We start from the raw sequence: 13,646 nt of genomic DNA on the forward strand, positions 1-13,646 counted from the left end.
TTATTATGGCTGCTATTCGTACTAGATACGGTAAATTATGTGTCGATTTTCGATACTTAAACATCCGTTGCCGTGAAACAACAGCTCTTGAAGACAATGCTCAAAATCGCAAAAAGCTTGAAAAAGCGATTGAACGAATGGAGGCAGAAATCTTATTGGGCATTTTTGACTATGCTAAATACTTTCCAAAAAGTTCTCGTTTGAAAGAAATCAAAAACGCAGAAAACAGAGTAAATGAAATCAGCTCAAAAACACCTCTATTTTCTAAGTTCTGTGAAATTTGGTTCACTGATAAAGAAATAGAGTGGCGTACAAGCTACAAGGGAAAAATTCAAATTGTGATCAAAAAGTACTTAATCCCTTTTTTTGGCACAATTCCGGTTATTACTATTAAAAAGTCAGACATTCTTGGATTCCGTTCATCCCTCGCCAAAGTGACTCACGGGAAAAACCAAGAATGCCTTTCACCATCAAGAATCAACCAGATTATGATAGCACTTCGTATGATACTCGATAGTGCTGCAGAACGATATGATTTCGACAGCCCTTACAAGAATATCAAGAACTTAAAGCAAGGAAAAATTGAAGTCACGCCTTTTTCATTAAAGGAAGTACATGCAATTTTGGCCACAGTTCGTGATGATTTTAAACCTTATTACACTATTCGATTTTTCACGGGTATCCGCACCAGTGAGATCGATGGATTGCAATGGAAAAATGTGGACTTGCAACGTCGGGAAATCCATATTCGTGAAGCCTTGGTGAATGGGGAGCTGGGTGGAACCAAAACCTATGGTTCTGACCGCACAATCCAGATGAGTGACCGGGTTTATCAAGCCTTTCTGCAACAGAAAAGCTTAAATAATGGTAAATCAGAGTTTGTATTCTGTAATCGTGACGGTGGACCTCTCGATTACCGTTTGGTGAATAAACGTGTCTGGCATCCGATCTTGCGGTTACTAGGATTAAAGCCTCGTCGTGCTTATCAAACACGCCATACCGCTGCAACATTATGGTTATCTGCAGGCGAGAACCCGGAATGGATCGCACGCCAGCTGGGACATTCAACCACTGAAATGCTGTTCCGGGTCTATAGCCGCTACATTCCGAATGTTACGCGTCGCGATGGTAGTGCTTTTGAAGCCATGCTGGAGAGACTGAATACAGAGGAGCTTGCCCATGAACAGTAAAGCTTTCTTTGGCGGCGTAGTCGTTAGCCCAGAAGCAGATATGGTCGCGCGTGAACTCATTCATGAGTTACACATTCCTAAACTGCACAATCTGGCCTTTTTGCTGGAAATCAATAAATGCTTCGATGATCACCAGGCTTTAAGGCTTTGGCTACAACGACTGCTGGATGATGGGCAAGCCCATTACGATGATTTAGCCCGCCAGGCCCGCATCCGGTTAATGAGCCTAGTTCCCTAATCAAACAAATATATAAGGTCATCTAATTGATGACCTTAGCCCTTCTATACCTATAAAAAGGTGAAAATATGCATAAAGATATTTCAATTTGGATGCCACTCTATATTGGCGATTTACAGGCAAAATTCGCACGAATGACTGCAGAACAAATTGGTGCAGCACTGCTGTTAATGATGGATTTCTGGAAAAATGGTGCTATTCCTCATGATCTAGCGACGGTCTGCAGCATCACGAAATTACCGCAGCAGACCAAGGCTAAAACTTTGTTGAATACGCTGATGTCATTGGAATTGTTTGAAATCAAATCTGAACAGATTCATTCAAATTTTTTAACCAGTTTAAAAAGCCAGGCTTTACAAAATCAGCAGATGAAATCTGATAAAGCTAAAAATGCAGCACAAGCACGCTGGAATAAATCCGCAAGTAATGCTCAAGCATCTAACAAGCAAGTGCAAAAAAATGCTCAAGCATCCTCTGAGGATACCCCGAGCATTGCTCCGACCAAGCTCAAGCAATGCCCTTCATCTTCATCTTCATCTTCATCTTCATCTTCATCTTCATCTTCATCTTCAAATTTTGAAGAAAAAAATGAGAATTTTTTAGAAAATTCAAAATGGATTTAGGAGAACGACCATGAATACCATGCTTAAAACGCTCCAGATTCACGCTGAAGCAACGGAAACGTTTTGTCCTACCCATCATACACCCCTGATGGAAATTGCCGGTCACAGACTCTGTAAATTGTGTGCAAAAGAAACCGTTCGTCATTCACATGCAGCCTATGAAGATGAATTGCAGCAGCGCTTACTGCAGCAGAAAATCAAGAACTCAGGACTCAATAAACGCTACCTAGACTGTGGCTTCAAGAATTATGTGATTGCATGTCCTGCACAAGACAATGCCATCAAGCTATGTCAGGCCTTTGCACAACAGATTATTTCCGACCATCATCCAAACCTGCTGCTCATCGGCACACCGGGTACAGGAAAAACCCATCTGAGTGCATCAATCATTCGCAACATTATGCATAACAGTACGAAATCTGCACGCTACTATACCAGTGCAGAAATTGCTCAAAAAATGATGGACACCTGGTCAGATACTTCACGCTCTGAAAAAGAATTAATCGACCATTTTTCCAGTTTTGATTTATTGGTGATTGATGAATATGGCCTGCATGACCGGCATGAGAAACGTCTGGAAATGGTACATAAGGTTTTATATAGTCGTTATGACAACATGAAATCCACACTACTGATTTCCAATTTCACATTACAGAATATGCAGCGGGATTTAGGAGTTCGGTTATGGTCGCGGTTACATGAAAACAATTTAATTGTAGTGCCGTGTTATTGGGATGATCAACGAATAACCGGATAAGAGAACCCTTTACTCAAGCCAATTATCTTACTGAGATAGTTGGCTTTTTAGTTACTGAGGTTCCCAGAATAATGACCTTTATTATGTAAAATATAGACAAAATATTTCCAGAAGAAGGGATGAAATCCTTTCATTTTTAAGTTGAAGCTCACAAAGTCCATTAAGAATTGCCTTTATTAATATAATTACTACCTAATGGCTAAACTATTAAAATAAAGCACAAGCGATTCAACGACATAATTTGACGTATATAGTGATTATTTTTTTGAAAACTAACACTTCCAGATGTATCATCAAAATATAATCGTAGATTTAAGTAGAAGATGGTTTATTTAGACTTTGCTGCTTCGACCCCTTTACTCCCTTCTGTTAAAACCGAATTATTTCGTTCTTTTCAGGAAGATTACTCAAATCCTTCTTCAGCTCATCAAATGGGCCGATCTTCTTCTGATAAAATAGAAATTGCCCGTGAAAAAATTGCGGAGTCGATTGGAGCATATAAAAGTGAAATCGTTTTTACGAGTGGAGCATCCGAATCAAATAATTTAGCAATCAAAGGTTATCTACTTGCTAACACAAAAGCAGGTAAGCATATTATAACAAGCACTATCGAACATAAGTGTGTCTTATCTATTTGTAATTTTTTAAAAAAAGAATTTGATTATGAAATTACTTATGTTGCACCACAAGCAAATGGGATTGTAAAAGCACAAGATATTATTTCACATATGCGTGAAGATACAGCACTTGTCAGCATTATGCATGTAAATAATGAACTAGGATCTATTCAACCTATCAAAGAAATTGGCGATGCTTGCTTCAAAAAAAATATCAAATTTCATGTTGATGCCGCGCAATCATATCTAAAAGTAAAAATTGATGTAGATGAATTAAATATTGATTTTCTTTCACTTTCTGCACATAAAATTTATGGTCCTAAAGGTATTGGGGCTTTATATATCAGAGATATACGCGAAACTAAACTCCACCCTATTATTCATGGTGCAGGTCAAGAATTTGGATTACGTGGAGGCACTCTTGCAACCCCCTTAATTCTTGCTTTTGCCACAGCGGCAACTGACGAGATGTTATCTCAACATCAAGGATATTTTGAGGACTTATCAAATTATTTAAAAGGAAAAATTTTAAATTTAGGATGGAAATTAAATACGCCTGTCGAAAATGCAATTCCACATATCATTAACTTCACGGTACCACATTTAGAAAGTCAATTATTTATCGCTAACTCAAAAATTCTTTGCTCAAATGGATCAGCCTGTTCATCACTCAATGTAGAAGTTTCTTATGTCCTGAAAGAAATAGGACTCTCTACAGAAGAAGGACTATCTACAATACGAGTTAGTTTAGGTTTCACGACTTCAAAAGAAGATATTGATAAACTTTTGAGACACTTAATACATTAATTATACCTTTTACTTTGAAATAATTTTTTGGGACAAGAAAAAATGACTCTTGACTTTATAAGCTATTTAAATTCCTTACATAATTTAACGCCAGCTGGAGCAAATGCTTTAGCAGAATCACAAATAAATACGATATATTTTAATGAAATTTACTCAGAATTTCCTATTGTTCAACATATCTATAATCTGCTTACAAAAGATAAAAATAACATCATTATTATTACTGGACATGCTGGTGATGGTAAATCAACCATTGCATTTGATTTAATTAAACGTTTAGATGAAAAATTTCAGCAGCATACTTTTCAAAAACATGAATATTCAGAAAAATATAATTTAAACATCTTAAAAGATATGAGTGAGTTAAGTCTATCCGAACGGATAAAATGGCTCTCTCAAGCATTTAATGAAACAGACAATTGGTTGATTGTAAGCAATACAGGACCTTTACTTACTTCTATTACTGAATATCTAAAATCTATTGACTTAACACAAGATATTGAATCTGAAATTTTTAGTTTATTAGATAAAGAAATCTATATTTCTGATCAATTAGAAAGTTTAGACCATTTAAATTTAAGCCTCAACATTCACAATAAAAAGCTTTTCATTATCAATATAGCTAAATTAGACAATATTGAGGTTGCACTATCAATATTTAAAAAAATTATTCAACATAGCTCATGGCATGAATTAGTTGAAAGCCACCCTCAACATCCCATTATTCAAAACTACCTTTCTATCAAAAATAACATAGAAAATGTCATCCATAGTATACGTTTACTTTATTTATATTTACTCAATTATGAAAAACGTTTAACCCTTAGACAAATGCTTGCTCATTTCTGCGCATCATTGACAGGTGGTTTTCAACTTGAAGACTCCCCTATACATCCTATTATTTTCAGTGACTTATTTTTTGGATATCAAAACCATCTTCCATGGGAGAATGCATTTAAACTTCCTGCGATTCATTTACTTCATACATTAAACTTCGCAGGTTATCGCAGTTTAGAAATCGAAAAACTTATGGCTGATCTTAAAAATTTCGAAGGTATAACCCCATCCTTGCACAGCATAATCAAAAACTATATTCAAAAAGATCAAGATAGTGATATACATCTTTTTAAACCTGCTTTAAGACGTTTAATATTTATCTATAATTTATATCCAACCACATATACCAATGCTCAAGCACAATTTCTAGGATCCCCTAATATTGAAAAATATAGTGAGTGGCGTTTAGATACTCAAAAATTTATGGCCGAGGATGCTCGTCAAATTAAAAAAATGAGTTTGCAAGCTCTTAATTTATTTTTCAGCGGTATAAGTGAAGATAAATATTTAAACATTACATTAAAACGATCAGATAGTTCTATATTTCAAATCGCACAAATTAAAATTTGTAGCTTTATGGAAAAAGAATTTATTGTTAATTACTGTAATAATAAACAACAACCCTATTTAACTCTCAAAAAGGAAAATGAAGTCCGCTTAGAGTTAAGCTTACCTTTACTTGACTATATTCAAAATATTATTAAAGGTGATATCACAGAGTCTCTTACACCTATTTATAAAACTCAATTAGAACGATTTAAATTAAGTCTTATCGAGTATTCAGAAATTGATCATGAAGATGAAATTACGCTAGTACGTACTTTATCTAATGGTGATATTCAAGAGAATATTATTAAAATTGAATTAGACTTAAAACAAAATAAAACTTTAACTTTAGAGGATTAATTCGTTGAGCACTTTAAATACATATAGTTATTTTCCTAAGAAAAACACCCCCAATCAAAATCCCTCTAATACTGACAAAAAACCTAATATTGCCTTAGATATTTTTGGACGCCGATTTTATGCAGATCAAACACCAACAGAATATTTATCAGAATTTTTATTAGTTTTTAACTCAGCAAAAGCAGATGAAAATAAAAATACTTTTGGTGAAAATAGTTTTCAAGTGAATGATCAAACAACTCATTATTGCCCATCTACACGATTAGCATTAAAATTTTTTAGTTTTTTTAGTCAATCAAAATTAGAAACTCGTCATCCTGTACATCAAATTGAGTTTTTAAATGCGATTGAACAATTAAAGAATAGAATGAGCCCTTCTATTTCTGCGACAGAAAAAAATCAACTTGTACAAACTTTGCAAGCTTTACTTTATGGTTTTGTAGGTGTTGCAAAAAATCGAACGTGGTCAACTTACAATTTCCTGCCGATCACACCTATGCTATTAGGTCGTGAAATTACTTGGTCTCATACGACTGAAAACTTTAATGATTGGGAAGAGAGTACTGTAAAATTCTCACTCAGCGATCATAATTTCATGGCTCGTGGTGGTGAGGTTTTATTTTTACAATTAGGTTATCTCTTCTCAAATATCACTGAAAATACAGATTTCATTCAAAAAATGGCATCTACAGACCAGTATAAACATCTTGAATTTAATTTAGAGAGCCTACAACAACAACTTGAAAATGAGCTCAATAAATTATTCAGAAGTGAGACACAATCAATTGAAAAAATTTGTGATTTTATTGAAGATGCTCTAGAAGATTTCGACCTTCCAAAAGCAAAATTATCGCATGCAAAATTAGCAACCATACCCAAGAGCTATGTGTTTGAAGCATTTTTATTTGCAAACGAATTATTGTCATTATTGAAATCTAATATTAGTAAACTAGAAAAAATTGAATTATTACAACTACTTTGTGTGATGCAAGTTCTACGTTCTATTATGGCACGCTCAAGACAACTTGATACAACAGCCCATGAAACAAAAAACTTTCATGGTCATTATGCTTGGGTCGCTTGCTCACCGACAGCAATAACATCCGATCCTATTCGCAAATATGCAGAAAATTCTTATCAAAAAAGTGAAGAAATTATTTATCGAATTTTGCGCGCAGAAGGCAAAAAACATGGTGTCCAAGAAAGTGAATATACCAATATTGACAAACATAGTTTTGATGTCTTTAAAAAAATGGCTAAAACCATTGGTCTGGTGATTCCTATTACAGGTGGACATCAACGTTTTGTCTTGAATGCGAATATGATTCGCCTCTTTGTTTACACTTTAATTCCTGCTGGAAAACGCATTCAGATGACTGAGTTTTTAGCCAGAATTCAAACTCATTTTGCAATCTCATTTTTTGGTGAGCAATTACAAGAAGCTTTGCAATGGCAATATGAACAGTTAAGTGATCCTACAACTGATATTAAATTGAACTGGTTTGAGGAAAGCTTAAAACAATCAGGTTTACTGATCGAGTTATCAGACTCTGTTTCTATTGTAAAAAACCCTTAAATTTGAGAATAAAGATGAAAACCGACTTTTTTTTAGAGAGTTATAAAAACTTTTTAGTTAATACTATTCAAGAAAATTTTCTTAAAACCAATGAATTGAGGATTGTTACACAGAGCTTGATGCCTCATCAGGTTTTTACGATTTTTTCACATTTAAGTCAGGTATTTCCTTTACATGATCAGTTTAAGAGCTATTTTAAAGTTGCCCATGGACTCATTCATTATTGGGAAAATCAAAGCTTAAATCCTTTAGATCAACAAGCTTTTTCTGATTTACAAGAAAAGGGCTGGTTAGATCATGAAGATAAACTGACTTGGTATCGTAATCGTACGTTGAATGATGAACATGTTGATCAACTACTTATACTTTTAGTTGGTCTAGATCATACAACTGATAAAGGTGGGCTTTCTGATTTCTTTATCTGCGATGATGAAAAAATTTGGTTGTCTTTAGATAAACAATATCAAACTTGGTTAACTGCCGCCTTTGAAGACTTAGACGTTTATATTTCTGATACACAACTTCAGCAGTTTAATTCAACTATTCAACACATCAATCAATTGATCCCTTTAACTTTAAATCAACGTAGTCAATTATTGATACAATGCTTCTCAAGCATAGGGGATAATTCCGAATTCAAAGATATTTTTTCACATTTTTTCAAAGTACTTCCAAACATTGGGATTCCCTATTTAAATATCGAAAATGATCTCAAAACCTTTCAAAACAAAAAAGGCTTACAATATCTAAAAAATGCCTATGAATTTATTAGTCATGCTCGCTATAAAGCGAAAGCACGTAAAAAGAAAGATTATCAAAAAATCTATACGCATTTAAATCAAGATCCTTTTGAAGTTAAAGATATTGATGGTATTCATCATACTGAAATACATACTTATTTGAAAAATGTAGAATTATTTATTTTTAATGCTCATCCAGAAGCAAAGCACTACTTAAAACAAATTGATCTCCTACCTCTAGTAAAAGCATTGGGGCTAAAGGAGGAAAAAACGTCAGAACCTAAACAAAGTATTCCGCTTTACCGTGGTCATAGTCTTGAAGCTATTCAAAAAGGCTTACATTTTGCATTACAGCAATACCAAAAAAACTATGATTTTTCAGAAGTTACGCGGGTCAATATTGCGGTTAAAAACTTCCAACATGATTTATCAGATCATAATAATTCAGCACAGAATCTTTCTCATAAAGCACTTGCACGTGTACTATTACACGGTGCATTAGGTGGTATTGAAGAGCAAATCAATCATCTTGATTTAGGCTTTAATGAAGTCGAACTACATTTTTCACCTTTATTAACACCCGATGCACAAGACACAGTTGAATATTCTTTTAAAACAACCAATCCAGTTGTTTTATTTAAAATCACTATCTCGGGTGAAAAAGAAGAAGAATATGCCTTTAAATGGGCTTTTTCTGAGTATCAAGTCGAACGTATTCATGTCAGTTTAGCCAATATTTTACATCGTCATCTTCTCGCTTACTCTGACTACACTTTGCCTGTTTTTACTTTACCTGAACAAATTTTCAAAGCTATTTACTATGCAACTGATGAGCAAGAAGCATGTCGTTTATTAAGTTTAGGCTTAAATAACATGACTATATATGATGTATTCCATGACTTTTCTCTAGAAAACCATTCTGATATACAGCATCTTTGCATTGAATTAAAAGCAACATATATCCAATTTATTCAGAACTATTTAGATCATGGTCGTTATTTCGCACAGACCAAAGCGCATTTACTGATTACAGCCTATACGCAACTTTGTGAACGACTTAAATCTTTAGCAACTTTTGAAGCAAAAGAAATGATTGAGCGTGTCTATTATGCATTCTGCTTTGTAGAGCAATCTGAACGCCTTGACCTTCATAATATCAATCAAATTTTACTGTCAGCATTTCATCCAAGTGTGTTTGAACTTATTCAAGCGCAAACAAGATTTATTAATGAAGCTATTGAACTTACTCATCAAGAATCTGAAGATCTACCGAATGCCTTGACCTATGATCGCATTTGTAATCTTGCTGAAATTCAAGCACCATTATTGGCTTTAAAACAAAAGCAAGGCATCAGCACCCAAATTAAATCTTTCTCATGGCTTCATTTTATTGGTAGTGAACCTACAGGTGAATTGGACTTATCTATTCAGGCATTATTACAAGATGATGATATTGACGAAGATGATGATGTTAAAGAAATCGTTAAGAAAGTACCTGAACAAGACATTATTTATAATGTCTTGACTGATTACGCCTTAGCGAATCATCATGTTTGTAATGGCTTGAGAATTTTAGCCATCAATGTTTCTAAGTTATCAACGCTACTCTCTGGCTTACAACAGTATTTAAGCCAAGAGATTTTGAAAAATATAACATCCTCACCTTACTATACTGTACATTTAACCATTTATACCGTTGGTTTATCTCACTTAAATGCAGTGAACACCTTGCAAATCTGGCATAGTCATTTGCTTGATCAGTTTAGCAAACTAGATAAAAAATTAGATTTACGAATTAATCATTTTGTATCAAAACGTACAAATATTCAGCAAAGATTATTGGTTGACGCAAGCAAACAATTATATCCTTGGACAAGCTATGATCTCGCATTTAACTTTGATTTTCTGCAAGCTCAAGCAATTGGTAAAACTGAAGCAGCGCCAATCTATGAGTTTGACGCATCAGCAAATCGTTTAAATATTTATCCAATTATTTACTATCCGAAACCAACTTATCTACAAACGGCTGATCGTCGTCAATTACTCTTAAGTAATCGACGTATTCAAGTTCAATCTAAACACAGTGATTTAACTGCACGCCTAGAAGTCACCGATCGTAAAGATTCAGAACAATTTTTTGTTATTTCTGAAACTCAGTATGATGAAAATTCAAAACAGCTTATTGAACAATTACACCAAATGGCACAATGGGTGGTAAATATTGATCAGTATTTTGATCATCACTTACTGAAGTTACATCAAACCGAATATACTCATAAAGTTATCAGCTTTAGTTCAGGCTATGGTGCATATGGTGAACTTAATGTTACTGTTTCTGCAGACCAAAAAGCGCATGACCTATTAAAAACACAAATTCGTAGTCATCTCTCTGCAAACATGCCTTTTTTACGTGAAAGCAACTTAAAACCTCTCGTTGAAAAAATTACAGCATTAAATGAAGGCTTATCTGGTGTAGCTTCAATCAAAGCCATTTTAGGTGAATCAGAAATTATTCGTAATCTATACGGCTATGCTTTAACAATGCAAACAACACCGTGTATAGATTCATCTATACTTGAGCAATGGATTCCTTTAGATGCCTTCCCTCATTGGTTTAAAGATCAAGAGTATCGCCCAGATTTACTCAAAGTTTCATTACAAATGGATGAAAATAATCAACCCATCATTCATGCAAAAATTATTGAAGCAAAAGTAGGCGCTGGAATAGAAACTTTATTAACTAAAGCTGAAGCGCAAATAGAAGCAGGACTATTACATTTAAAGTACCTTTTCACGCCTATTCATGAAACACAAAAAAATCGTTATGATTGTCGCTATTGGTGGGGTCAACTCTATCGTGCAATTGTATTACGTTCTCAGCTTGACCGTGCGCAAGTCTGTTTAAATGATCTTAATATTGCGCTTGAAAAGCTGTCTGAAGGTGATTACCAAATTCATTGGTCTTCTGAAATTGTAATTTGCGATACAGAGACCAAACTAAACCTATCTAAATCTAAAGAGCTTTTCTTTACCCATGATTCACTGCATGGAAATGAAAAAAAATATCTTGTTCGTCAATATTCTGCCTTAAGCTTTGAGCAGGCTTTACTTGATGGTATAGATTTAGAATTCACTTATATAGATGACACTCAACAACCAACAGTAACTGAAAATACAGATCTTTTAGAACAAGAAGATATTTCAGATTTCAGTCAAGATAATACACAAGATCGAACATCAAGCTCTCATTTAGACTTAACTGATTTTCAAACAATAGATCATTCTGATACTTCGACAAAAATTTCATTAATGGTCAACATTGCTACAAATGAAGTGACTGAAGAATGCTCTCCCCTTCCACTTGTCAAACAAGATATTAGTTTTGGTACAACGGGGAAAATGTTGACTACTGTGAATTGGCCATTTCATCATAAACAATTAAATAACCGTCATATGCTGATTTTTGGCTCTTCAGGTTCAGGCAAAACCTATGCCATTCAATGTATTTTATCTGAGCTTGCTCGGGCGGGTTTATCATCCTTTATTGTAGATTACACAGATGGATTCTTGACGCATCACACAGAAAAAGTCTATCAAAAAGTATGTACACCTAAAGACTATTATGTGGTTGTCAATCCATTACCGATCAATCCATTTAAAACCTATAGCAATGAAATCGCTCCAGGAGTAGAGGTACAAGAAAAGGCTTTTAATGTTGCGACACGGGTAAAAAATATTCTCTGCTCTGTCTACAAAGATTTTGGAAGTCAGCAACAAGCCATTATTGATAAAGTATTAGAACAAGGTTTAGAAAAAAATCCTCAATATCACTTAACGGATTTCTTAGAAGATTTAGAAGCTGATAGTGCTCGTGGTGAAAGTGTCGCGAATAAAATCAGAACACTTGTCAAAGTGAATTGTTTTGATACAGAAGCATCCGAAAATTTATATGAAGATAAACTCCGCAATGAGTTCCCTGTGCAAGTCATTCAGCTCACTAACATACCTCGTGACTTACAAAGAATTATTACTGAATTTATTCTCTGGGATATTTGGGCTTATGTACAAAAACATGGTAGCAAAGATAAGCCTATGACTATTGTGCTGGATGAAATGCAAAACTTAGATCATGCACCAGATTCACCTATTGATAAAATGCTCCGTGAAGGGCGTAAATTTGGTATTAGCTTAATTTTAGCCACGCAAACAATCAGTAACTTTGATAAAGAGCAGAAAGATCGTCTCTTCCAAGCATCGACTAAATTATTCTTTAAACCTGCAACTACGGAAGTCGATAGTTTTGCCAAACTTCTTAGTCAAGTCAGCTCTGATTATAATGCAAATGATTGGCGTGACAGATTAAATAAGCTAAATAAAGGACAATGCTATTATTTAGGTTATGTCGAAGATCAACATGGTCACTTAACAGAAAAAATTATTCTTACTAACATCACCGCACTTGAGCAACGAGGTTTTAACATATGAACCTCACTTACAACTTTCCACAAACATTTAAATTAGAGCCTCTACTACTTGCTGAATTACTCATTAAAACTAATGAATGTCATATTTTACATGGCACGATACATGAAATTTCAGAGTTAACAGGTATTCCTACAGGCGCTAGTTCAGGAAAAGTTGAACCCACTATCGCCTATGGTTTTAGCAGTGGTTTACTTTCAGCTGAAAAAACACAAAGTATTTGGGCTTTAGAACTTACACCTTTAGCTAAAACTATTTTGCAAGAAGATAGCATGTTAAATGAAGATGTAAGTTTATTCATGATGCATTTAATGATGAATCGTGTTGACCCACAACAACCGCGAGAAGGTCTAAATTCAGCTTGGTTTGATGTCTGTATTTCTAGTAAATATCAAATTTCCGATACATTTTATTTAGATCAACTTGAACAATATATAAAAGATAAACGTGGTGACCAAAAATATCTGAATAAGCTTCTTCGCCTCATTCTTACAAGCTATGATCAAAACAATGTAGATGCTCCTTTTTATAAAATCCCCGTATTTCAGGTTGAGCAAGCTCAAACACAACTTGTGATTAAACGCTTAACAGCACCTTTAGAATATAAATTTTTCCCTGCTTACAGTTCATTTTTATTTCTTGAATGGGATCGACTATTTTCATCACAGACACAAATTAGTTTTGATGATTTTTTGACACAAACCCGTTGGAATTTATTAATGAATTGGTCCAATAAACACTTTAACCGTTTATTAGATTGGATGGCAGAAAAAGGGTTTATACAAATCGATCGCCTAACAGGAAATGCTCTCATCCTTAAATTGGTTTCTACTGATCGTGTTTTAACAGAATTTTTTAGTGAGCTTGTGTAAT

The 13,646-nt window shown here is 34.3% G+C and carries 9 protein-coding genes; all 9 read left to right on the top strand.

Annotated features, from left to right (window positions below; genetic code table 11):
- Nucleotides 1–5 precede the first annotated feature (5 nt).
- The 9 genes from F902_RS02485 (at nucleotide 6) to F902_RS02525 (ending at nucleotide 13,645) form a co-directional block, all read left to right on the top strand.
- On the top strand, nucleotides 6–1,190 hold the full coding sequence (locus F902_RS02485) for an Arm DNA-binding domain-containing protein (RefSeq protein WP_004668075.1): 1,185 nt from the start codon (nucleotides 6–8) through the stop codon (nucleotides 1,188–1,190).
- On the top strand, nucleotides 1,180–1,428 hold the full coding sequence (locus F902_RS02490) for a hypothetical protein (protein ID WP_004668074.1): 249 nt from the start codon (nucleotides 1,180–1,182) through the stop codon (nucleotides 1,426–1,428). Before F902_RS02485 ends, F902_RS02490 begins: the two co-directional genes overlap by 11 nt.
- A 68-nt stretch (nucleotides 1,429–1,496) precedes the next feature.
- Nucleotides 1,497–2,051, top strand: coding sequence for a DUF1376 domain-containing protein (locus tag F902_RS02495; protein ID WP_005200758.1), 555 nt, complete (start codon nucleotides 1,497–1,499; stop codon nucleotides 2,049–2,051).
- Nucleotides 2,052–2,061: 10 nt separating this feature from the next.
- Entirely contained in the window at nucleotides 2,062–2,808 is a 747-nt protein-coding gene (locus F902_RS02500; protein ID WP_004668072.1) for an ATP-binding protein, read from the top strand.
- 323 nt (nucleotides 2,809–3,131) lie between these two features.
- Nucleotides 3,132–4,232, top strand: a complete 1,101-nt coding sequence (locus F902_RS02505) for a cysteine desulfurase family protein (RefSeq protein ID WP_004668067.1) — start codon at nucleotides 3,132–3,134, stop codon at nucleotides 4,230–4,232.
- A 42-nt stretch (nucleotides 4,233–4,274) separates the two neighbouring features.
- The gene (locus F902_RS02510) at nucleotides 4,275–5,975 is read left to right on the top strand and encodes a hypothetical protein (RefSeq protein ID WP_005200761.1); all 1,701 of its coding nucleotides are present in this window, start codon (nucleotides 4,275–4,277) and stop codon (nucleotides 5,973–5,975) included.
- Between the two features lie 4 nt (nucleotides 5,976–5,979).
- Nucleotides 5,980–7,551 carry a hypothetical protein gene (locus tag F902_RS02515; protein WP_004668062.1) on the top strand — a complete coding sequence of 524 codons (1,572 nt, stop codon included), beginning with the start codon at nucleotides 5,980–5,982 and terminating at the stop codon, nucleotides 7,549–7,551.
- Between the two features lie 14 nt (nucleotides 7,552–7,565).
- A complete protein-coding gene (locus tag F902_RS02520; protein WP_004668061.1) occupies nucleotides 7,566–12,776 on the top strand; it encodes an ATP-binding protein in 5,211 nt (1,736 codons plus the stop codon).
- Complete coding sequence (locus F902_RS02525; protein WP_004668059.1) at nucleotides 12,773–13,645, top strand: hypothetical protein; 873 nt, start codon at nucleotides 12,773–12,775, stop codon at nucleotides 13,643–13,645. Before F902_RS02520 ends, F902_RS02525 begins: the two co-directional genes overlap by 4 nt.
- Nucleotide 13,646: the final 1 nt, after the last annotated feature.

Origin of the sequence: Acinetobacter higginsii, from assembly GCF_000369525.1 — a bacterium.
Classification (GTDB): domain Bacteria; phylum Pseudomonadota; class Gammaproteobacteria; order Pseudomonadales; family Moraxellaceae; genus Acinetobacter; species Acinetobacter higginsii.